General features: G+C 67.7%; 18 protein-coding genes. 13 read left to right on the forward strand and 5 right to left on the reverse strand.

Going from position 1 to position 20,937, the window contains the following annotated elements; all coding sequences use genetic code 11:
- Positions 1–65: 65 nt before the first annotated feature.
- The gene (locus tag FHD67_RS00465) at positions 66–1,064 is read right to left on the reverse strand and encodes a Fe(3+) ABC transporter substrate-binding protein (RefSeq protein ID WP_045999409.1); all 999 of its coding nucleotides are present in this window, start codon (positions 1,062–1,064) and stop codon (positions 66–68) included.
- Between the two features lie 106 nt (positions 1,065–1,170).
- Between FHD67_RS00465 and FHD67_RS00470 the strand changes: the two genes are divergently transcribed.
- Positions 1,171–2,976: an ABC-F family ATP-binding cassette domain-containing protein gene (locus FHD67_RS00470; protein ID WP_139597458.1), complete on the forward strand. Its 1,806-nt coding sequence runs from the start codon at positions 1,171–1,173 to the stop codon at positions 2,974–2,976.
- On the opposite strand, the gene FHD67_RS00475 is transcribed toward FHD67_RS00470, so the two are convergent.
- Positions 2,973–3,956, reverse strand: coding sequence for a zinc-binding metallopeptidase family protein (locus FHD67_RS00475; protein ID WP_139597459.1), 984 nt, complete (start codon positions 3,954–3,956; stop codon positions 2,973–2,975). The genes FHD67_RS00470 and FHD67_RS00475 overlap by 4 nt on opposite strands.
- A 249-nt stretch (positions 3,957–4,205) precedes the next feature.
- Here FHD67_RS00475 and rplU point away from each other — a divergent pair, with 249 nt between their 5' ends.
- From rplU to FHD67_RS00495, 4 genes are all read left to right on the forward strand, one after another.
- Entirely contained in the window at positions 4,206–4,619 is a 414-nt protein-coding gene (gene rplU / locus FHD67_RS00480; RefSeq protein WP_139597460.1) for a 50S ribosomal protein L21, read from the forward strand.
- Positions 4,620–4,631: 12 nt separating this feature from the next.
- Complete coding sequence (rpmA, locus tag FHD67_RS00485; protein ID WP_045999405.1) at positions 4,632–4,904, forward strand: 50S ribosomal protein L27; 273 nt, start codon at positions 4,632–4,634, stop codon at positions 4,902–4,904.
- A 106-nt stretch (positions 4,905–5,010) separates the two neighbouring features.
- Positions 5,011–5,595 carry a GNAT family N-acetyltransferase gene (locus FHD67_RS00490; protein ID WP_246071167.1) on the forward strand — a complete coding sequence of 195 codons (585 nt, stop codon included), beginning with the start codon at positions 5,011–5,013 and terminating at the stop codon, positions 5,593–5,595.
- A 63-nt stretch (positions 5,596–5,658) separates the two neighbouring features.
- Positions 5,659–6,672: an LLM class flavin-dependent oxidoreductase gene (locus FHD67_RS00495; protein ID WP_139597461.1), complete on the forward strand. Its 1,014-nt coding sequence runs from the start codon at positions 5,659–5,661 to the stop codon at positions 6,670–6,672.
- 67 nt (positions 6,673–6,739) lie between these two features.
- On the opposite strand, the gene FHD67_RS00500 is transcribed toward FHD67_RS00495, so the two are convergent.
- Positions 6,740–7,474 (reverse strand): Bax inhibitor-1/YccA family protein, encoded by a 735-nt coding sequence (locus FHD67_RS00500; protein ID WP_045999403.1) that lies wholly within the window; start codon positions 7,472–7,474, stop codon positions 6,740–6,742.
- 104 nt (positions 7,475–7,578) lie between these two features.
- The gene (locus FHD67_RS00505) at positions 7,579–8,547 is read right to left on the reverse strand and encodes an NADPH:quinone oxidoreductase family protein (RefSeq protein ID WP_084693673.1); all 969 of its coding nucleotides are present in this window, start codon (positions 8,545–8,547) and stop codon (positions 7,579–7,581) included.
- Between the two features lie 190 nt (positions 8,548–8,737).
- Here FHD67_RS00505 and FHD67_RS00510 point away from each other — a divergent pair, with 190 nt between their 5' ends.
- The 6 genes from FHD67_RS00510 to FHD67_RS00535 all read left to right on the forward strand — a co-directional run bounded on the left by FHD67_RS00510 (position 8,738) and on the right by FHD67_RS00535 (position 17,614).
- Positions 8,738–9,097, forward strand: coding sequence for a helix-turn-helix domain-containing protein (locus FHD67_RS00510; protein ID WP_042244532.1), 360 nt, complete (start codon positions 8,738–8,740; stop codon positions 9,095–9,097).
- A gap of 136 nt (positions 9,098–9,233) precedes the next feature.
- The gene (locus FHD67_RS00515; RefSeq protein WP_127898293.1) at positions 9,234–10,019 is read left to right on the forward strand and encodes an inositol monophosphatase family protein; all 786 of its coding nucleotides are present in this window, start codon (positions 9,234–9,236) and stop codon (positions 10,017–10,019) included.
- A gap of 24 nt (positions 10,020–10,043) precedes the next feature.
- Positions 10,044–11,402 carry a magnesium transporter gene (gene mgtE / locus FHD67_RS00520; RefSeq protein ID WP_045999401.1) on the forward strand — a complete coding sequence of 453 codons (1,359 nt, stop codon included), beginning with the start codon at positions 10,044–10,046 and terminating at the stop codon, positions 11,400–11,402.
- A complete protein-coding gene (locus FHD67_RS00525; RefSeq protein WP_139597462.1) occupies positions 11,399–11,941 on the forward strand; it encodes a 5-formyltetrahydrofolate cyclo-ligase in 543 nt (180 codons plus the stop codon). Before mgtE ends, FHD67_RS00525 begins: the two co-directional genes overlap by 4 nt.
- Before the next feature lie 419 nt (positions 11,942–12,360).
- Positions 12,361–15,933, forward strand: a complete 3,573-nt coding sequence (locus FHD67_RS00530) for a vitamin B12-dependent ribonucleotide reductase (protein ID WP_139597463.1) — start codon at positions 12,361–12,363, stop codon at positions 15,931–15,933.
- A gap of 247 nt (positions 15,934–16,180) precedes the next feature.
- On the forward strand, positions 16,181–17,614 hold the full coding sequence (locus FHD67_RS00535) for a mannose-1-phosphate guanylyltransferase/mannose-6-phosphate isomerase (RefSeq protein ID WP_139597464.1): 1,434 nt from the start codon (positions 16,181–16,183) through the stop codon (positions 17,612–17,614).
- Here FHD67_RS00535 and FHD67_RS00540 read toward each other — a convergent pair whose 3' ends face one another.
- Complete coding sequence (locus FHD67_RS00540; protein WP_045999398.1) at positions 17,615–18,367, reverse strand: DsbA family protein; 753 nt, start codon at positions 18,365–18,367, stop codon at positions 17,615–17,617.
- A gap of 157 nt (positions 18,368–18,524) precedes the next feature.
- Between FHD67_RS00540 and FHD67_RS00545 the strand changes: the two genes are divergently transcribed.
- Together FHD67_RS00545 and FHD67_RS00550 are read left to right on the forward strand one after the other, a co-directional pair.
- A complete protein-coding gene (locus FHD67_RS00545) occupies positions 18,525–19,661 on the forward strand; it encodes a pyridoxal phosphate-dependent aminotransferase (protein ID WP_045999397.1) in 1,137 nt (378 codons plus the stop codon).
- A complete protein-coding gene (locus FHD67_RS00550) occupies positions 19,658–20,866 on the forward strand; it encodes an N-acetylmuramoyl-L-alanine amidase (protein ID WP_139597465.1) in 1,209 nt (402 codons plus the stop codon). Before FHD67_RS00545 ends, FHD67_RS00550 begins: the two co-directional genes overlap by 4 nt.
- Positions 20,867–20,937: the final 71 nt, after the last annotated feature.

Consider the following 20,937-nt stretch of genomic DNA (forward strand, 5'->3'; position numbering starts at 1 on the left):
GCGCCTTTTGAGGACATCTGTAAGTTTCCTTGCGTCGGGGGTTGGGGCCCCGACGCAAGAAGCCGTCACCCGTCGAAGTTGACGCGCTCGATCAGGTCCAGCGCCTGCGGGCGCAGGTCCGAGATCTCGGTCAGCGTCAGGTCGTCGGCGGTGAAGTCGCCCCAGCTGGCCACCAGCTCGGACCGCTCGACACCCTCGGTCACGGGGAACTCGTTGTTGGTTTCTGCATAGATGCGCTGTGCCTCTTCGCCGGCCAGGAACTGCATCAGCTGCAGGGCCGCGTCGCGGTTCGGCGCGGACTTGGTCATCGCCACGCCGGACACGTTCACATGCGTGCCGCCATCCTCGAAGGTCGGGAAGACGATACGGACCGATTCGGCCCATTCCTTCTGCTCGTCATCCTTCAGCATCGCACCCATGTAGTATGTGTTGCCCAGGCTGATGTCGCATTCGCCGGCCCAGATCGCCTTGACCTGGTCGCGGTCGCCGCCCTCGGGACGCTTGGCCAGGTTCGACTTGACGCCCTCCAGCCAGGCGACGGTCTCCTCCTCGCCGTGATGGGCCAGATAGGCCGCGGTCAGCGCAACGTTATAGTCGTTGGTGAAGCTGCGGGTGCAGATGCGGCCTTCCCATTTCGGATCGGCCAGGTCCTCGTAGGTGGTGACCTCTCCGTCGGCCACGCGCTCCTTGCTGGCATAGACGATGCGGGCGCGGGTGGTCAGGGCGAACCACTGGTTCTCGTCGTCGCGCAGGCCGGCGGGGATCGCCTCCAGCGCCGGGTCCTCGACCGGCTGCAGGACGCCTGCGTCCTTGACCTCGCCCAGGCGGGCCACATCGACGGTCAGTACCAGGTCGGCGGGCGAACGGTCGCCCTCGGCCTGCAGGCGCTCGACCATGCCCTTGTCGACGAAGGCCACGTTGACCGGAATGCCTGTCTCGGCGGTGAAGGCGTCGATCAGCGGCTGGATCAGCTCGGGCTGGCGGTGCGAATAGACGTTCACTTCCTGCGCCAAGGCCGGCATGGCGGTGGCACCCAGCAGCGTGGCGATGATCAGGGGACGCATGTTGACTCCTTTGGTCAGAATTCCCGCGTCTTTTGGCAATTCCGACCGAACCTGTCAAGCAATGCGGTGGATTGACCCCGGCGCGGCGCCGGGCTAGGGCGCGGTCATGGCACGCGCACCCCTTTTGCAACTCTCCGAGATCTCGCTGACCTATGGCGGCGATCCCATTTTCGAGGGCCTGTCCCTGAACGTCCAGCCGGGCGACCGCGTCGCGCTGGTCGGTCGGAACGGGTCGGGCAAGTCCACCCTGATGAAGGTGATGGCCGGTTTCGTCGAACCCGACCGGGGCGACGTCGTCCTGGCCGCCGGTGTCTCGACCGGCTACATGGAGCAGGACCCCGACCTGTCCGGCTTCGAGACGCTTGGCGAGTTTGCCCGCGATGGGTTGGAGCCGGGCGAGGATTACCGCGTCGACATGGCCGCCGAGGGGCTGAAGTTCGACCCCGACCGCCCCGTGGCCACCGCATCGGGCGGCGAGCGTCGCCGTGCCGCGCTGGCCCGCCTGCTGGCGCAGGCGCCCGAACTGATGCTGCTGGACGAGCCGACCAACCACCTGGACATCGAGGCCATCGGCTGGCTGGAGGATCATCTGTCCCAGACCCGTGCGGGTTTCGTGCTGATCAGCCACGACCGCGCCTTTCTGCGCCGCTTGACCAAGGCGACGCTGTGGATCGACCGCGGCCAGGTCCGTCGGCAGGAACGGGGCTTCGAAGGCTTCGAGGATTGGCGCGAGGCGACCTGGGCCGCCGAGGATGACGCCCGCCACAAGCTGGACCGCAAGATCAAGGCCGAGGCCCGGTGGGCCGTCGAGGGCATCAGCGCGCGCAGGAAGCGCAATCAGGGCCGGGTCCGCGCCCTGGCCGCCCTGCGGGCCGAGCGCAGCAGCCAGATCCGCCGTCAGGGCACCGCCGCAATGGCGTTCGACAGCGGCACCACCAGCGGCAAGAAGGTGGTCGAGGCCACCGGCATCGCCAAGGCCTTCGGCGACAAGACCATCCTGCGGCCCTTCGACTTGCGCATCCAGCGCGGCGATCGCATCGCCTTTGTCGGGCCGAACGGCGCGGGCAAGACCACGCTGATCAAGATGCTGACCGGAGAGATCGCCCCCGACCAGGGCACGGTCACGATGGGCACCAACCTGGAGATCGCGGTCTTCGACCAGGCCCGCGCCGCGTTGAGCCCCGACCAGACGCTGTGGGAATCGCTGACCGGCGACCCCGAGATGCGCGTGTCGGGCCGCGCCGATCAGGTGATGGTGCGGGGCCAGCCCAAGCATGTCGTGGCCTATCTGAAGGATTTCCTGTTCGACGACGCCCAGGCCCGCGCGCCCGTTCGCAGCCTGTCTGGCGGCGAGAAGGCCCGTCTGCTGTTGGCGCGGCTGATGGCGCGGCCGTCGAACCTGCTGGTCATGGACGAACCGACCAACGATCTGGACGTCGAGACGCTGGACCTGCTGCAGGACCTGCTGGGCGAATATGACGGCACCGTGCTGCTGGTCAGCCACGATCGCGATTTCATCGACCGGGTGGCCGACACCACCGTGGCGATGGAGGGTGACGGCCGCGCCACCGTCTATGCCGGCGGGTGGAGCGATTATCAGGCGCAGCGCGGAGAGACCGTGGTCGAGGAGCCCGTCGCGGTCTCCAAGGCTGCGCCGGTGACGGAAAAGCCCAAGGCCGCGCGCGATGGCCTCAGCTTCACCGAACGGCACCGGCTGGACGCGCTGCCCGGCATCATCGCCAAGCTGGAGGCGGAGATCGCCAAGCTGTCGGAATTCATGTCCGACCCGACGCTGTTCCAGACCGCCCCGGCCAAGTTCGAAAAGGCCAGCCTGGCCCTGTCCGAACGCCAGGCCGCCCTGGCCGATGCCGAGGAGGAATGGATGTCGCTGGAGGAAAAGGCCGCCGTCTAGGCGGCCTTCCCCTCGCCGCGGGCAAGGTGGTTCTGCAGCCAGCCGTGGGCGAAGGCGATCTTGTGCCGGACCGGCACGGTCAGCACGAACGGGTAGAGGTCGCTGTTGTCCAGCGCGCGGTTGATGTCGTTGACCGCGATGGTGATCTCGGCCGCGATGTTCAGCAGGCGATACGGATCGGTCTCGGAATAGGGGTGATAGTCCGGCGGCACCCCCGGCATGTCCAGATGCGTGCTGCAGAAGCTGTCGGCCACGTCCGTCAGGTGCAGCAGGTGGGCGACCGTCTCGGCCCAGTCCTCGTGCGGGTGCGAGGTGGCATAGCTGGTGATGAAATCGCCTGCCGGGTCGCGCGGATCGGCATAGTGGTTCTTGAGGGCCTGGGCGTAATCGGCCCGCTCGTCGCCGAAGACGGCGCGGAAGGCGGGCAGGAAATCGGGCAGGACCTTCAGGCGGTCGAACAGGAAATGCGCGATCTCATGGCGGAAATGGCCGACCATCGAGCGGTACTGCTCTCCCAGCTTCAGCTGGCGTTTCAGGCGGATCAGCTCGTCCGCCTCGGTCACGTTGATGGTGATCTCTCCGTTGGCATGGCCCATGATGATCTGCTGATCGCGCCCGCCGGTATGTTCCGACAGCATCAGGAACCGCGGACGCCGCCCGGGATCGGCCGGGGTGAACCAGTCCCATTCCGCAAGGTTGGCCAGAACCCACCGCTTGGCGCGTTCGGCGCTGGCCAGCAGGCGCTGGTTGTCGCCGATGTTCATCACCGGCACGACATGCGACATGGCGCAGGACGCGCAGAAGCCGCCCGGAACCTCGGCCGCCCAGTTGCAGGCGATGCGCGGGCGGTTGGCGCAATGGGCGGCGTCCGCCACCATCCGCCGCAAGACCGGCGCATAGACCAGTGGCTCTCCGCACAGACAGATCAGGTTGTGGAAATAGGCGCGCGTGCCGCAATGCGGGCAGGAGAAGCGTTGCATCAGCTGGGGTCCGGTCCTGTCAGTGGCAGGGTACAAGCCCCGCGGTGCCGCAGGGTTCCGCACCATCGCACCGGCCTTGACAGGCAGGCCCGGATCGGGCAAATGCAGCGCACCGGCAGGGCATCCGCCCTTGGCCGGTCGATTGTTTTTAACGACACCCGCACAAGGGTGCGCCGTCCGAAGGCGGGGTTCGCCCCCCAACGCCGACATTGTCGGGGCCGCAGGACGCGGTGATGAAGGAAGAAAGCGATGTTCGCGGTTCTGAAAACTGGCGGCAAGCAGTACAAGGTGCAGGCGGGCGACGTCCTGCGCGTTGAAAAGCTGAATGCCGCGGCTGGCGATACGGTCCAGTTCAACGATGTGCTGATGGTCGGCTCGACCCTGGGTGCGCCCCTGGTCGCCGGTGCCTGCGTGCAGGCCACCGTGATCGAGCAGATCAAGGCCGACAAGGTCATCACCTATGTCAAGCGCCGCCGCAAGCACAGCTCGCAGCGGACCCGCGGTCACCGCCAGCAGCTGACGCTGCTGCGCGTCACCGACGTGCTGGACAAGGGTGCGGACAAGACCGGCGTCAAGACCGCCGTCGGCGCCCGCACGAAGGTCGAGGCCGCCGATGCGCCCGCCAAGACCAAGAAACCGGCCAAAGACGCCGCTGAAGCCTAAGGAGAACGACCCATGGCACATAAGAAAGCAGGCGGTTCTTCCCGCAACGGCCGCGACAGCGCGGGACGCCGTCTTGGCGTCAAGCTGTTCGGTGGCCAGGCCGCCATCGCGGGCAACATCATCGCACGTCAGCGCGGCACCACCTGGTGGCCGGGCGTGAACGTCGGCATGGGCAAGGATCACACCCTGTTCGCGCTGACCGACGGCCATGTGAGCTTCAAGAAGGGCCTGAAGGGCCGGACGTTCATTTCGATCGTCCCCGCCGAGCTGGAAGCAGCCGAGTAACCTTAGCGTAATATTCTGATGCTAAGGGGGGATCGGCGAGAGCCGGTCCCCCGAACCGTTTTATCGTCACATTTATTGATCGGTTTCTTGGGGAGGAAACATGGTGATGTCTGCACCCATGCGCGAGGGGAGTCGTCTGGACGACCTTGCGCCCGTCTTGGCCGACGGCCCGGCCCAGCCCGTGATCGCGACAGAGCGGTTCACGCTGCGACCGCTGCGGGCCTCTGATGCCGGCCTGATCGAACATTACACCGCCGACCGACGCGTGGCCGAAGGCACGCGCGCAATCCCCCATCCCTTGCCCCGCGGCGCCGCCGAAAGTTTCGTCGCCCGCTCCCTGGCCGCGGATCGGTCCGAGGATGTCTGGGCCATCGACGGGTCGGACCACAAGCTGGCCGAGCTGCTGGGCGTCGTGTCGCTGACCCGCATGGAGGGGTCGCAGTCTGAACTGGGCTTCTGGATCGGCGCGGGCTTCTGGAACACCGGCTTCGCGACCGAGACCGTGGCGGCCCTTGTCGCGGCGAACCCGCACGGGGCACGGACCCTGTTCGCCGAGGCGTTTCAGGACAATCCGGGATCGGCCCGGGTGCTGACCAATTGCGGCTTCGTCTATCTGGGCGATGCCGAAAGCTGGTCCGTCGCGCGGGGCGGCCGGGTGCCGACCTGGACCTATCTGCGCAAGATGGCCTGAACGACTGCCTGATATGTCCTGTCCCGTCATTGCAAAGCGGGGCAGGCGGCCTAGATCAGGGGAATGACACAGCATCTTCCCTATTCCGTTCTCGACCTGTCGCCGGTTCCCGAAGGGTCCACGGCGCAGGACGCCATCCGCAACACGATCGACCTTGCCCAACATGCCGAGGGCTGGGGCTATCACCGCTTCTGGTTGGCCGAGCATCACAACATGCCCGGCATCGCCAGCGCCGCGACCGCGGTCCTGATCGGGCTGGTCGCACAGGCGACCAGGACGATCCGCGTGGGGGCGGGCGGCATCATGCTGCCCAACCATGCGCCGCTGACCGTGGCCGAGGCCTTCGGGACCCTGGCCACGGCCTTTCCCGACCGCATCGACCTGGGCCTGGGCCGCGCGCCCGGGGGTGACGGCGCGGTGATCCGCGCCCTGCGCCGGGATCCGATGGCCGACAGCTTTCCGCAGGACGTGGTCGAGCTGCTGGACTATCTGGGCCCTGAACGCGCGGGCGCGGCCGTCCGCGCGCTGCCCGGAGAGGGGACGAACATTCCCGTCTGGATCCTGGGCAGCAGCCTGTTCGGCGCGCAGCTGGCGGCGCATCTGGGCCTGCCCTATGCCTTTGCCAGCCACTTCGCGCCCGAACAGCTGGAACAGGCGCTGAGCATCTATCGCGAACGGTTCCGACCCTCGCCCTGGGGGCAGAAGCCCTATGCGGTGCTGGCGGCGAACGTCTTTGCCGCCGACGACGCCGGAGAGGCCGCCTATCTGCGCACGACGATGCAGCTGGCATTCGCGCGCCTGCGGACCGGCCAGCCCGGCAAGCTGCCGCGCCCGGTCCGCGACATCGACGCCGAGATCGGCGCGCAGATGCGCCAGGCCGTCGACGGTGCGCTGCGCATCAGTGCCGTGGGCGACCGCGAGCGCGTCCGCGACCAGCTGTCGCGTCTGGTCGAGACCTATCGCCCCGACGAGGTGATCCTGACCGGCCAGATCCACGATCACACGGCCCGGCTGCGCAGCTTCGAGATCGCGGCCGAGGCGGCATCGTCCCTGCCGCCGGTCCGGAAGGCCGCCTGAGACCCCGCCATTCAAAAGCAAAAGGCCCCCGAAAGGGGGCCTTTTTTCATGTCGCAGGTGCGTTGGATTATTCGCGGTTGCCCATGAAGGACAGCAGGAACATAAACAGGTTCAGGAAGTCCAGGTACAGCTTCAGCGCGCCCATGATGGCGGACTTGCCCAGGAAATCCGCACCCGACCCCTGCATCTGCAGGTAGGTGTTCTTGATGTTCTGCGTGTCATAAGCGGTCAGGCCCGCAAAGATCAGCACGCCGATGACCGAGATCGCGAACTGCATGGCCGAGGAGGCGATGAAGATGTTCACGATCGACGCGACGATCAGGCCGATCAGGCCCATCAGCAGGAACGTGCCCCAGCCCGACAGGTCCTTCTTGGTAGTATAGCCCCACAGGGACAGGCCCGCGAAGGCGATGGCCGTGACCAGGAAGGTCTGGACGATCGACACCCCGGTATACACCAGGAAGATCGAGCTGATCGAGACGCCCATCAGCGCCGCGAAGGCGTAGAAGACCCCGGTCGCCGCCGAGACGGACAGCCGGTTCAGGGCCGCGCCGAAGGCGAACACCATCAGCAGCGGCGCGAACATGATCACCCACCGCAGAGGCGAGTTGTACAGCGTGTTGGCCACGGCCGGGTTGGTCATGGCGGCGGTCGCTGTGCCATAGGCGGTCGCGGCGGTTACACCCATGCCGACCGCCATCAGCCCATAAACCTTGTTCATGTAGGCCCGCAGGCCCTGGTCGACCGCCGCCGTGCGGTGGCCTACGCCCTGCGCGGTACGGTACGTGTTGTAATCTGCCATCGATGTCTCCCTTGGAAGGCATGCCGACGCAGTGCCGGCTTGGGTCCAATATCGGTGGAAAGGCGGGATTTTTCAATGCCGCGCTTGGCTCAAATGCGTCGGGATCACAGCGTGATGACCACTTTGCCGATGCTGCGCCGCTCTCTCAGCATGACGTAGCCCTGGGCCAGATCGTCCAGGGGCAGGGTGGCGCCCGCGACAGGGTCCAGCCGGCCCGCGCGGAACAGGTCGAACAGCGCGTCGATGCTGTCCCGCAGCGCCTGCGGGTCCAGCCCGCGATAGCCGCCCCAGTAGAAGCCGTGGATGGCGATGTTCTTGACCAGCGCGTGGTTCAGCGGCAGCACCGGGGGGCGGCCGCCGGCAAAACCGATGACCAGGAACCGCCCGCCGGGACGCAGGGCGCGGAACGCCGCCTCGCCCGGTTCGGCGCCCACGGGGTCATAGACCACGTCCGCGCTGCCAAGATCGCGCAGCGCCGCGCGCAGATCGGGGCAGGTGGCGCTGTCGATCACGTCGGATGCGCCCGCCTGGCGGACCACATTGACCTTGTCGGCGCCGCGCGCGATGCCGATCACCCGCGCGCCCATCGCCGCGCCGATCTGCACCGCGGTCAGCCCGACCCCGCCCGCGGCCCCCAGAACGACCAGCGTCTGTCCCGCCTGCAGCGCGCCGCGCCCGGCCAAGGCCAGGTGACTTGTCCCATAAGCCACCTGAAAGCCCGCCGCCTGCTCCAGCGTCATGGCGTCCGGAATGGCCTGGACGGCCCCCGGATCGACCGCCATCACCTGCGACATCGTGCCCGGTGCCGAAACGACCACGCGTGTGCCGGCAACCAGGCCCGATCCGGCAGGCGCTGAGAGGACGGTGCCCGCCCCCTCCAGCCCCGGCACGAAGGGCGGATCGGCCGGTTCCTGGTACTGTCCCTTGGCCTTGAGCAGGTCGGCAAAATTCAATGCCGCCGCGCCCATGCGCAAAAGCACCTGATCGGGACGGGCCACGGGGGGCGGAACATCCCGGATCACCGGGTCCTGACCCAAGGCCGAGATGAAGGCTGCGCGAATCATTTGTGACATGTATTGTGGCCCTCGGATGTTGTCTGCACGTTCGCATCCCCGCTGGCCAAGTCAACGCGATGCCGATATGGCCGCAAGGACACCCCTGGACCTGTCTTTATGGTCAGGAAAGCCCCGATTAACCAAGTTGACACTCGAAAATTGTGCCTTTCCGGGCTAGAGCATCCTGAGATTGCAAAAGGTTGGGGCAATGAAGCATAGTGTAGATGTTCACGTTGGTAAGCGTATCCGCCATCGTCGCTGGATGATTGGCATGACTCAACAGCAACTCGCCGACAAGGTCGGCATCAAGTTCCAGCAGATCCAGAAGTACGAGACCGGCATGAACCGCGTCTCGGCCTCGCGTCTGTGGGACATTGCGCGGGCGGTCGACGTTCCGGTCAGCTTCTTTTTCGAGGGCCTGTCCGAGGGCGAGGTTCCCGGCGTGGTCGAAGGCGACATCTTCGCCGACAAGGAAGCGCTGCAGCTGGTGCGCGCCTATTACGCCATGCCCGAGGCGCAGCGTCGCCAGATCTTCGAGCTGGCCCGCGTCCTGTCCGACGCGGCCTGAAAGGCCTGACCGCCAGAAGGCGGATGACCCTGCCGCCGTCCCGCGCCGCTTGACCGCCGGACGACGGCCCCCTTTGACCGCTGGTCCCCCGGCGCATGACAGGCTACACCCGGCGTGACGACACGCAGGGGGCCGCATGCAGGACGCAGACCAGATCACCCGCACCGCGCATCTGATGGCAGACGCTGCCCGTCGGGCGATCCTGCCGTGGTTCCGCCACGCGGATCTGGCGGCCGACAACAAGCGGCCGGCCGATTTCGACCCGGTGACCCAGGCCGACCGCGATGCCGAACGCGCGATGCGCGACGTGCTGGCGCGCGAGCGGCCCGATGACGCCATCCTGGGCGAGGAATATGGCGCGACCCCCGGCACCAGCGGGCTGACCTGGATCCTGGATCCGATCGACGGCACGCGCGCGTTCCTGTGCGGGGCGGCCAGCTGGGGGGTGCTGATCGGCCTGTCCGACGGGCGGGACGTCATCTATGGCCTGATCGACCAGCCCTATGTCGGCGAGCGGTTCGAGGGCGGGCTTGGCCATGCCCGGCTGACCTCGGCCGCGGGCGAACGGGCGCTGCGCGTGCGCGGCGGCACGCCGCTGGAGCGCGCGACCCTGCTGACGACCTTTCCCGAAATCGGCACGGCGGCCGAGGCCACGGCCTTTCGCCGCGTGGCCGACCGGGCGCGGCTGACGCGATACGGGCTGGACTGCTATGCCTATGGCCTGCTGGCCTTGGGCCAGGTTGATCTGGTGATCGAGGCAGGGCTGCAATCCTATGACATCGCGGGTCCGCTGGCGGTGGTGCAGGCCGCGGGCGGCATCGTGACCGACTGGCAGGGCGGGTCCGCCGCCCAGGGCGGTCAGGTGATCGCCGCCGCGTCCGAGGCGCTGCACCGCGCGGCGCTGGATCTGCTGAACGGCTGACACGACAAGAACGCAGGGGGCAGCATGGCCGACGAAAACCGCGCGACCGAAACCGACGATCTGCTGGACCGCGTCGACGCGGCGGTCGAGGCCGGCGACCGCGCCGCACTGGACGCGGCCCTGGAGCCGATGCACCCGGCCGACATCGCCGACCTGATCGAGCGGCTGACCCCGGGCGACCGCCGCGCCTTCCTGACGCTTTATGCCGACGGCATCGACGGCGATGTCCTGTCCGAGATCGACGAATCCATCCGCGAGGAGGTGCTGGAGCAGCTGCCCCGCGCGGTCCTGGACGATGCCGTCCGCGAGATGGACAGCGACGACGTCGTCGACCTGGTCGAGGACCTGGACGATGCCGAGCGGGCGCTGATCCTGGCTGCGCTGGATGCGGGCGACCGCGCGGCGGTCCAGCAGTCGCTGGCCTATCCAGAATATTCCGCCGGCCGCCTGATGCAGTCCGAGGTCGTCACCGCGCCCGAGCATTGGACCGTGGCCCGTGCCATCCAGTTCCTGCGCGCCGAGGAATGGCTGCCCGAACAGTTCTATCACATCGTCCTGGTCGATCCCCGCCGCCATCCGGTGGGCTATGTCACGCTGGGTCGCCTGCTGGCATCGCGCAGCGACGCCACGCTGCGCGAACTGGCCGAGGACAGCTTTCGCACCATCAGCGCCTTTGCCGAAGAGGCCGAGGTCGCCTATGTCTTCAACCAGTATCACCTGATCTCTGCCCCCGTCGTGGACCGCGATGACCGCCTGGTGGGCGTCATCACCATCGACGACGCGATGCAGGTCCTGGACGAGGAGCACGAGGAGGACATCCTGCGCCTGGCCGGGGTGGGCGACGAATCCAGCATCTCGGACAGCGTGATGCAGACGGTGCGCCAGCGCGTGCCGTGGCTGGCCACCAACATCGTCACCGCCCTGGCCGCCGCCAGCGTCATCGCCTTCTTCGAGGACGCCATCGCCCAGCTGGTGGCTTTGGCCGTGCTGATGCCGATCGTGGCGTCGATGGGGGGCAACGCGGGGACGCAGACGCTGACCGTCGCGGTGCGCGGCCTTGCGACGCGCGACCTGAGCCGGGCCAACGCCCTGCGCGTCGTCCGGCGCGAGGTCATCGTGGGGCTGACCAACGGGGTGTTCTTCGGGGTCATCATGGCCGCGATCACCTGGGTCTGGTTCCGCGATCCGGGTCTGGCGGCGGTGATCGGGTCGGCGATGATCATCAATCTGCTGGTGGCGGCGCTGGCGGGCATCCTGATCCCGCTTGGCCTGAACAAGCTGGGCGCGGACCCCGCGCTGGCGTCGGGAACCTTCGTGACCATGATGACCGACGTCATCGGTTTCCTGGCCTTCCTGGGGCTGGCCACGGCGGTGCTGCTGTGACCGCGGACAAGGCCCGGCTGCGCGCGCAGGCGCTGGCGGCCCGTGCGGCGGGCGGCGACGGGCAGGCACTGTCGCGCAACCTGATCGCGACGCTGGCACCACACGAGGGCACGGTTCTGGCCGGATACTGGCCCATGCGCGACGAGGCCGATCCCCGCGCCGCGATGGCCGCGCATGACGGGCCGCTGGTGCTGCCGGTGGTGACCGGCAAGGCGCGCCCGCTGGTCTTTCGCCGCTGGCGCGACGAGGCGCTGGTGCCCGGACCCTTCGGCACGGCGCACCCGGCCGATTCGGCCGAGGTGCTGACGCCCCGCGTGCTGATCGTTCCGCTGGCGGGGTTCGACCGGCAGGGAAACCGCCTTGGCTATGGCGGCGGTTTCTATGACAGAACGTTGGAATCATTGCGTAAATCTGGACCGGTGACGGCGATCGGGCTGGCCTATGCCTGCCAGCAGCTGGACCTGATCCCGGCCGAGCCGACGGACCAGCCGCTGGACCTGGTCGTGACGGATGATGGTGTCCTGACGCCCATGCGCTGATTTCTGCCAAGCGTGGCAGATCTGCATCGGCTGTGCGCAACCGGGGGATGAATTGCGGATAAGCCTGTGGACAAGTCGTGGAATGCGGGCGGCAAGGGACTGTTCGGACGTGATTTTTGACGCCGTATGCCGCGTGCACCGCCTGTTCCTGCATGTCTCTGTGCGCGAATCTTGCACGCAGCCATGGGGCGGTCTGTCAACGGCCTTCGCGAGGCCGATCGCTAAAAAATTCGGTTGAAACAGCGTCTCAGCGGCGGCAGTTTGTGGGCAATCGCCAGTGTGGCACAAGATGTGGTGGTCCTATCGGGGGCGACCACAGGAACGTCGCAGCAGTCCTGATCTGACGGCCGTCCCTTGGGCGGACGCGCCCTGCACGGGCGGATCGCGGCTGCGCGCAGGGGACCGGAAGGACAAGCAGGATGAAGATCGAGCGGCGCTTTACCACGGAAACCGGCGGGGCCTATGGCGGCATCGCGTTCACAACTACCCTCAGCGAGATCCGCAATCCGGACGGCACAGTGGTCTTTCGCAACGACGCGGTCGAGATCCCCGAGGGCTGGAGCCAGGTCGCAAGCGACGTCATCGCCCAGAAATACTTTCGCCGCGCCGGCGTTCCCGCGCGGCTGAAGCCCGTCCGCGAAAAGGGCGTGCCCGAATTCCTGTGGCGCCACGTTCCCGACCATGCCGCAATGGCCGATCTGCCCGAGGATGCCCGGTTCGGCGGAGAGACCAGCGCCGCGCAGGTCTTTGACCGCCTGGCGGGGGCCTGGACCTATTGGGGCTGGAAGGGCGGCTATTTCACCACCGAGGCCGATGCCCGCGCCTATCTGGACGAGATGCGCCACATGCTGGCCCGCCAGATGGGTGCGCCCAACAGCCCGCAATGGTTCAACACCGGCCTGCATTGGGCCTATGGCATCGACGGGCCGGGGCAGGGGCATTTCTATGTCGATCACAAGACGGCCACGCTGACCGCATCGACCAGCGCCTATGAGCATCCCCAGCCGCATGCCTGCTTCATCCAGTCGGTCAGTGACGATCTGGTGAACGAGGGCGGCATCATGGACCTGTGGGTCCGCGAGGCGCGCCTGTTCAAGTACGGGTCGGGCACCGGCACCAACTTCTCGTCGCTGCGCGGCGAGGGTGAAAAGCTGTCCGGCGGCGGCAAGTCGTCGGGCCTGATGGGGTTCCTGAAGATCGGCGACAGGGCCGCGGGTGCAATCAAGTCGGGCGGCACGACGCGCCGCGCGGCCAAGATGGTCATCTGCGACATGGACCATCCCGACATCGAGGCCTTCGTGAACTGGAAGGTGATCGAGGAGCAGAAGGTCGCGTCCCTGGTTGCCGGCTCCAAGCTGCACGAGCGTGAGCTGAACGGCATCTTCGCGGCGATCCGCACCGGCGGCGGAGAGGTCGATCCGGCCCGCAACGACGCCTTGAAGGCCGCGATCCGCAGCGCCAAGCGCGCGATGATCCCCGAGACCTATGTGAACCGTGTGCTGCAATACGCGCGCCAAGGCTTCGACAGCATCGAGTTCCCGACCTATGACACGGACTGGGATTCCGAGGCTTATGTGTCGGTGTCGGGCCAGAACTCGAACAACTCGGTCCGGGTGACGGATGCCTTCCTGCGCGCGGTGCGCGAGGATGCGCCGTGGGAGCTGATCCGCCGCACCGACGGCACGGTCGCCAAGACCGTGTCTGCGCGCGACCTGTGGGACCAGATCGGCCACGCGGCCTGGGCCTGCGCCGATCCGGGCATCCAGTTCCACGACACGGTCAACGCCTGGCACACCTGCCCCGAGGACGGGCCGATCCGCGGGTCGAACCCGTGCAGCGAATACATGTTCCTGGACGACACCGCCTGCAACCTGGCGTCCATGAACCTGCTGACCTTCTGGACCGACGGCCGGTTCGACGCCGACGCCTATGTCCATGCCAGCCGGCTGTGGACCGTCACGCTGGAGATCAGCGTGCTGATGGCGCAGTTCCCCTCGCGCGAGATCGCGCAGCGCAGCTATGACTTCCGCACGTTGGGGCTGGGCTATGCCAATATCGGCGGTCTGCTGATGAACATGGGCCTGGGCTATGACAGCGACCAGGGCCGCGCGATCTGCGGGGCGCTGTCGGCGATCATGACCGGCACGGCCTATGCGACCAGCGCGCGGATGGCGGCGGAACTGGGCGCGTTCCCGGGTCATGCCCGCAACGCCGACCACATGCTGCGCGTGATCCGCAACCACCGCGCCGCGGCGCATGGCACGGCGTGCGATGGCGTGAACGTCGCGCCCGTGGCGCTGGACGCCGCGAACTGCCCGGATGCCGGCCTGGTCGAGCTGGCCCGCGCGGCCTGGGACGAGGCGCTGGCCCTGGGCCAGGCGCACGGCTTCCGCAACGCCCAGACCACCGTCATCGCGCCCACCGGCACGATCGGCCTGGTGATGGATTGCGACACGACCGGGATCGAGCCGGACTTTGCCCTGGTCAAGTTCAAGAAGCTGGCGGGCGGCGGCTATTTCAAGATCATCAACCAGTCGGTCCCGGCGGCGCTGGAGAAGCTGGGCTATGCGCCCGCGCAGATCGAGGAGATCGTGGGCCACGCGGTGGGCCACGCCACCTTGGGCAACTGCCCCGCCATCAACCATGCATCGCTGGCCGGTCACGGCTTCGGCGCGGCCGAGATCGCCAAGGTCGAGGCGGCCCTGCCGTCGGCCTTCGACATCCGCTTCGTCTTCAACCAGTGGACGCTGGGAGAGGATTTTTGCCGCGGCACCCTGGGCATCCCTGCGGACAAGCTGTCGGACCCCAGCTTCGACCTGCTGCGCCATCTGGGCTTCAGCCGGGCGCAGATCGACGCGGCCAACGACCATGTCTGCGGGACGATGACGTTGGAAGGCGCGCCGCATCTGCGGGCCGAGCATCTGCCGGTGTTCGACTGTGCCAATCCCTGCGGCAAGACCGGCACGCGCTATCTGTCGGTGGAAAGCCACATCAACATGATGGCCGCGGCGCAAAGCTTCATTTCCGGGGCGATCAGCAAGACGATCAACATGCCCTCCAGCGCGACCATCGCGGACACTCTAGCGGCGTACGAGCTGTCGCACAGCCTGGGGATCAAGGCCAACGCCCTCTATCGCGACGGCTCCAAGCTGAGCCAGCCGCTGGCCAGCGCCCTGATCGAGGATGACGACGAGGCCGAGGAGATCCTGGCCCACGGGTCCACCCACGACAAGGCCCGCGTCCTGGCCGAGAAGATCGTCGAGCGCGTCATCGTCAAGGAGATCGTTCGGTCGAACCGCGAGAAGCTGCCGCAGCGCCGCAAGGGGTACACCCAAAAGGCCATCGTCGGCGGTCACAAGGTCTATCTGCGCACCGGCGAATATGACGACGGCAAGCTGGGCGAGATCTTCATTGACATGCACAAGGAAGGCGCGGGCTTCCGGGCGATGATGAACAACTTTGCGATCGCCGTGTCGGTGGGCCTGCAATACGGCGTGCCGCTGGAGGAGTTCGTGGACGCCTTCACCTTCACCCGGTTCGAGCCGGCGGGCATGGTGCAGGGCAACGACAGCATCAAGAACGCGACCTCGATCCTGGACTATGTGTTCCGCGAGCTGGCCGTCAGCTATCTGGACCGCACCGACCTGGCCCATGTCGCCCCCGAGGGCGCGCGTTTCGACGAGATGGGCGGCGGCGAGGACGAGGGGCGCCCCAGCCAGCCGTCCGAGCTGAAGTCGCTGACGATGCTGAAGCAGATCAGCAGCGCAGGCTATCTGCGCAAGCGGATGCCGCAGGACCTGATGGCGCTGCAGGCCGGCGTATCGGTGACAGCGGTCACGACGGGCATGGCCACGGGGCTGGACCTGCGCGCCAAGGCCCGGATGCAGGGATACGAAGGCGATCCCTGCGGCGAATGCGGCAACTACACACTGGTGCGCAACGGCACCTGCATGAAATGCAACACCTGCGGCGGCACCAGCGGCTGCAGCTGAGCATGGGTGGGGAATAAGGCGGCCCCCCGCGTCGTTTCCCCACCGACAGGCCCGGCCCGTCGCAGCAGCAAGCGCGCACAGACGCGCGACGACTGACCCCCGTGCGCGGCCCCGTGCACGGGGGTCTTTTTCACGGCGATTTCAGGGCGTGACTTGACGCTGACGGCGCTTGGCCCTTGACTGCGGGAACGACCGGCTGCAACCGGCAGGAATGATGACAGGGCGGGGTTCGCCCAAGGGGTTTGCGATGACGATGATTACACCGGTGCTGATGGCGGGCGGTTCGGGCACGCGGCTGTGGCCCGTGTCGCGCAAGAGCTTTCCCAAGCAGTTCGCCGCCCTGACCGGGGACGAGACGCTGTTCCAGGCCTCGGCCCGGCGGCTGTCGGGCGCAGGATTCGCGGCGCCGGTGGTGATGACCAATTCCGACTTCCGCTTCATCGTTGCCGAACAGCTGGAGCAGGCGGGCATCGCGCCGGGCCGCATCGTGATCGAACCCGCGGGCCGCAACACGGCGCCGGCGATCCTGGCGGCGGCGCTGATGGTGGCGGCGGATGATCTCGACGGGCTGGTGCTGGTCGCGCCGTCCGATCACGTGATCCCCGATGCCGCGGCCTTTGCCGCGACCGTGGCCCAGGGCGCCCAGGCCGCGGCGCAGGGGCGCATCGTGACCTTCGGCATCACCCCCGACCGCCCGGAGACGGGTTACGGTTATCTGGAACTGGCCGGTGCCGGAGAGGGGCCGCAGCCCCTGGCGCGGTTTGTCGAGAAGCCTGACGCCGATCGGGCGGGCCAGATGCTGGCGGCGGGCAACTATCTGTGGAACGCGGGCATCTTCCTGTTCAGCGCCCGCGCCATGATCGAGGCGTTCCGCGCCCACGCCCCCGCCTATCTGGAGCCGGTCCAGCAGGCGCTGGACCAGGCGCATCTGGACCTGGGTTTCTTGCGGCTGGCCAAGGCGCCCTGGGCCGGGGTCGAGGATCAGTCGATCGACTATGCCGTGATGGAAAAGGCCGACAACCTGACCGTGGTGCGGTTTTCGGGTCGCTGGTCGGACCTGGGCGGCTGGGACGCGGTCTGGCGCGAGGCGCTGGACCATGCGCCGTCGGATCACGGCGTGGTCACCGACGGCAATTCCACCGCGATCGACTGTCAGGACGTGCTGCTGCGGTCGGACAGCGACGATCTCAAGGTCGTGGGCATCGGGCTGCGCGACGTCATGGTGGTGGCGACCTCGGACGCGGTGCTGGTCGCCGACCGGGGCCGGGCGCAGGACGTGCGGCTGGCCGTGTCCGCGCTGAAGGCCAAGCGCGCCAAGCAGGCCGAGGCGTTCCCCCGCGACCACCGCCCCTGGGGCTGGTTCGAGACGCTGGCCCTGGCCGACCGCTTTCAGGTCAAGCGCATCGTGGTGAAACCCGGTGCGGCCCTATCGTTGCAAAGCCATGTCCACCGGTCGGAACACTGGATCGTGGTGTCGGGCACCGCGCGGGTCACCGTCGACGACAGCGTGACCCTGGTGACCGAGAACCAGTCGATCTATGTGCCCCTTGGCGCCGTCCACCGGATGGAGAACCCCGGCAAGGTGCCGATGGTCCTGATCGAGGTGCAGACCGGCAGCTATCTGGCCGAGGACGACATCATCCGCTACGAGGATGTCTATTCGCGCAGCAGCGCCGACTGATCACATGCTTTCGCGGATCTGGGCGATGGTCTGGGCCACGCCCGCCCGCGGAACGCCGCGCAGCATCTGGTCGCCGATCACGAAGGTCGGCGTCCCCTGGATCGCCATCGTCTGGCCCAGCTCGTGGTTCTTCTGCAGGACCGTGTTCACCGCATCCGTGTCCATATGCGCCATGATCGCGTCGGCATCGACGCCGATCTCTTCGGCTATGCCGCGCAGCGATTCATCCGTCGCAGGCGCGCGCAGGGCCATCAGCGCGTCATGGGCCTTTTCATAGGCCTCGTCCCCGGCGATCTGATGGACCGAGATGGCAAAGCGGCTGGACAGCACACTTTCCTCTCCAAGAATCGGAAATTCTTTCAGGATCAAACGGATGTTGCCATCTTCCTCGACCGCGTCATGGACCTCGGCGTTGAACTGGCGGCAGACGCCACAGCGATAGTCGATGAACTCGACCATGGTCAGGTCGCCGTCCGGGTTGCCGCCCACCCAGCTGTGCCCATCGTCGAACAGCGCGTCGCTGTTGGCTTCGACCAGCTGCAGGTCGGTCTGCGCCGCATCCTGGGCCTGGCGGTTCTCCAGCACGTTGATCGATTCGATCAGCACCTGCGGGTTCTCCATCAGATAGTCGCGCACCGCCTCGCCGAAGGCGGCCTTTTCATCGTCGGTCATGGCCGAGATGTCGAAGGCCATCGCGGGCGCGGACAGGGCCAGGCTGGTCCCCAGGAAAAAGGCGGCGGTCAGGCGTGTCATGGGGCATCCCTTGGTCTGATGTGGGCGACAGCTTGGACCGCCGCGTCCGCGATGGCAAGAACGCCGCCGACACGGCTGCGTGACGGCACGCTCCTGCCTAAAGGCTGGAGCGTGCCGCCGTCCCGCGCTATCACAGGGCAAAAATGAGGCCGAGCGAATGCGACACTCCCTGCGCGGACAGGTTGACCCGTTCATCGTGATGGACGTGATGGAGGCGGCCGCCCGGGCCGAGGCGGCAGGTCGCCATGTCATCCACATGGAGGTCGGCCAGCCCGGCACCCCCGCACCTCTGGGCGCGCGACAGGCGCTGGCGCAGGCGCTGGAACAGCCTTTGGGCTATACCGTGGCCCTGGGCCTGCCGGCGCTGCGGCAGGGGATCGCGGACCTGTACGGCCGCTGGTACGGGGTCGATCTGGACCCCGCGCGGGTGGTGGTCACGCCCGGCAGCAGCGGGGCCTTCATCCTGGCCTTTTCGGCGCTGTTCGATGCGGGCGACAGGGTGGCGATGGGCTATCCGGGCTATCCCAGCTATCGTCAGATCCTGCGCGCGATGTCGCTGACCCCGGTCGGCATCCCGACCCGCCCCGAGGACCGCTATCAGCCCCGACCACAGGATCTGCCCGACGACGTGCAGGGGCTTATCCTGGCCTCTCCGGGCAATCCGTCGGGGACGGTGCTGACCGTGCCGGAGCTGGCGGGCCTGACCCAGGCCGCTGCCGCGCGGGGCATGGCAGTGATATCGGACGAGATCTATCACGGGCTGTCCTATGCCGACCGTTGCCATTCCGCGCTTGAGGTGACGGATGAGGTTCTGGTCGTAAACTCCTTCAGCAAATACTTTTCCATGACGGGGTGGCGGGTCGGATGGATGGTCGTGCCGCCCGATATGGTGCGCACGGTCGAGCGTCTGGCCCAGAACCTGTTCATCTGTCCGCCCCATGCCAGCCAGGTCGCGGCCCTGGCCGCGCTGGACTGCATCCCCGAGGCCGAGGCCAACCGCGCCGTCTATGCCGAGAACCGCCGCCTGATGCTGGAGGGGCTGCCGCGCGCGGGCTTTGACCGCATCGCCCCGCCCGAGGGCGCGTTCTACATCTATGCCGACGTGTCGCACCTGACCGACGATTCCGTGGCTTTCGCGGCCGAGATCCTGGACAAGGCGGGCGTCGCGGTCACGCCGGGGCTGGATTTCGACCCCGACCGCGGCGCGCGCACGCTGCGCTTTTCCTATGCCCGCGCGACGGCGGACATCGCCGAGGGCCTGGCCCGCCTGACGGCCTTCATGGCGGCCAGATGAGGCTTCTGCTGCTGATCCTGCTGCTGCTGGCGGGGCCGGTCCAGGCCCAGGAACCGGCACGGCTGATCCTGGGCGGGTCGTCCCTGACGCAGGCGCCGCAAGGCTGGTGGCACCGCGCCTTTGGCCCTCAGCCGCTGGAGCTGTCGCTGGCGCTGGACCGCCCGGTGCCGTGGCGGACATTCCTGGTCGGCGATCCCGCGCGCCTGGTCGTCGATCTGCAGGGCGTCGACCTGAGCGGCCGCAGCCCTGCCGACCTGTTCGGACAGGACCTGGCGCCTGCGATCCGGTGGGGCAGCTTTCGGCGCGGCTGGTCGCGGATGGTGATCGAACTGCCGGGGCCGTTCCGCGTGGCCGAGGCCGGGATGCGCACCCAGGGGGCCGAGGCGCAGCTGCGCATCGCCCTGAACCCCGTCGCGCCCGAGGATTTCGCGCCGCGCCCGTCGGCCGCGGCGGCGCTGCGCAACCTGCCCGATCCGGCGGACCTGCCGCCGCCCGCCACCGCGACGGGTCTGGCGGTGACGCTGGACCCCGGTCACGGCGGCTTTGACCCCGGCGCGCAGGCGGGCCCCGATACCGAGGCCGCGCTGGTCCTGACATTCGCGCAGGAGCTGCGCACCGCCCTGCAGGCGCGGGGCGTGACGGTCACGATGACCCGCGACAGCGACGTCTATGTCAAGCTGGAGGACCGGATGACAGCGGCGCGGCAGTCGGGGTCCCACCTGCTGCTGTCGCTGCATGCCGATGCGCTGCCGCAGGGGCAGGCGGCGGGGGCCACGGTCTATGTCTGGAACAGTTCGTCCGACACGCGGGCGGGCCAGCAGCTGACGATGCGCCATCAGCGCGACGACCTGCTGGCGGGGATGGACCTGCGCGGCCAGGACGACGCGCTGGCCACGGTGCTGATGGATTTCGCGCGCACCGACACCCAGCCCCGGTCCGAAGCCTTCGCGCGGCTGCTGACCTCGCGCATGGCGCTGCGGGGGATCGGGCTGCACGGGCGGCCGGTGCAGGGGGCGGCGTTCTCGGTGCTGAAATCGCCCGACATCGCGTCGGTCCTGCTGGAGCTGGGGTTCATCTCGGACCAGACGGACCTCGCGAACCTGACCGACCCCGAATGGCGCGCCCGCATGGTCGAGGCCGTGGCCGAGGCCACGACCGGGTGGTGGCGCGACGAACAGGCGCGCGCGGGGCTGCTTCGTCACTGACACACCCAGTGTTGCTTTGACCGGGGGACCCGTGGCCGCTATAGACGCGGCGAAACCCCGACAAAGGCTGA

It is taken from the genome of Paracoccus haeundaensis, from assembly GCF_006239215.1.
GTDB lineage: Bacteria > Pseudomonadota > Alphaproteobacteria > Rhodobacterales > Rhodobacteraceae > Paracoccus > Paracoccus marcusii.

What these genes read in the sequence shown, in the direction of transcription:
- FHD67_RS00465 (WP_045999409.1), bottom strand. Translation starts at nt 1,064, where the DNA reads ATGCGTCCCCTGATCATCGCCACGCTGCTGGGTGCCACCGCCATGCCG.
- FHD67_RS00470 (WP_139597458.1), top strand. Translation starts at nt 1,171, where the DNA reads ATGGCACGCGCACCCCTTTTGCAACTCTCCGAGATCTCGCTGACCTAT.
- FHD67_RS00475 (WP_139597459.1), bottom strand. Translation starts at nt 3,956, where the DNA reads ATGCAACGCTTCTCCTGCCCGCATTGCGGCACGCGCGCCTATTTCCAC.
- rplU (WP_139597460.1), top strand. Translation starts at nt 4,206, where the DNA reads ATGTTCGCGGTTCTGAAAACTGGCGGCAAGCAGTACAAGGTGCAGGCG.
- rpmA (WP_045999405.1), top strand. Translation starts at nt 4,632, where the DNA reads ATGGCACATAAGAAAGCAGGCGGTTCTTCCCGCAACGGCCGCGACAGC.
- FHD67_RS00490 (WP_246071167.1), top strand. Translation starts at nt 5,011, where the DNA reads ATGTCTGCACCCATGCGCGAGGGGAGTCGTCTGGACGACCTTGCGCCC.
- FHD67_RS00495 (WP_139597461.1), top strand. Translation starts at nt 5,659, where the DNA reads ATGACACAGCATCTTCCCTATTCCGTTCTCGACCTGTCGCCGGTTCCC.
- FHD67_RS00500 (WP_045999403.1), bottom strand. Translation starts at nt 7,474, where the DNA reads ATGGCAGATTACAACACGTACCGTACCGCGCAGGGCGTAGGCCACCGC.
- FHD67_RS00505 (WP_084693673.1), bottom strand. Translation starts at nt 8,547, where the DNA reads ATGTCACAAATGATTCGCGCAGCCTTCATCTCGGCCTTGGGTCAGGAC.
- FHD67_RS00510 (WP_042244532.1), top strand. Translation starts at nt 8,738, where the DNA reads ATGAAGCATAGTGTAGATGTTCACGTTGGTAAGCGTATCCGCCATCGT.
- FHD67_RS00515 (WP_127898293.1), top strand. Translation starts at nt 9,234, where the DNA reads ATGCAGGACGCAGACCAGATCACCCGCACCGCGCATCTGATGGCAGAC.
- mgtE (WP_045999401.1), top strand. Translation starts at nt 10,044, where the DNA reads ATGGCCGACGAAAACCGCGCGACCGAAACCGACGATCTGCTGGACCGC.
- FHD67_RS00530 (WP_139597463.1), top strand. Translation starts at nt 12,361, where the DNA reads ATGAAGATCGAGCGGCGCTTTACCACGGAAACCGGCGGGGCCTATGGC.
- FHD67_RS00535 (WP_139597464.1), top strand. Translation starts at nt 16,181, where the DNA reads ATGACGATGATTACACCGGTGCTGATGGCGGGCGGTTCGGGCACGCGG.
- FHD67_RS00540 (WP_045999398.1), bottom strand. Translation starts at nt 18,367, where the DNA reads ATGACACGCCTGACCGCCGCCTTTTTCCTGGGGACCAGCCTGGCCCTG.
- FHD67_RS00545 (WP_045999397.1), top strand. Translation starts at nt 18,525, where the DNA reads ATGCGACACTCCCTGCGCGGACAGGTTGACCCGTTCATCGTGATGGAC.
- FHD67_RS00550 (WP_139597465.1), top strand. Translation starts at nt 19,658, where the DNA reads ATGAGGCTTCTGCTGCTGATCCTGCTGCTGCTGGCGGGGCCGGTCCAG.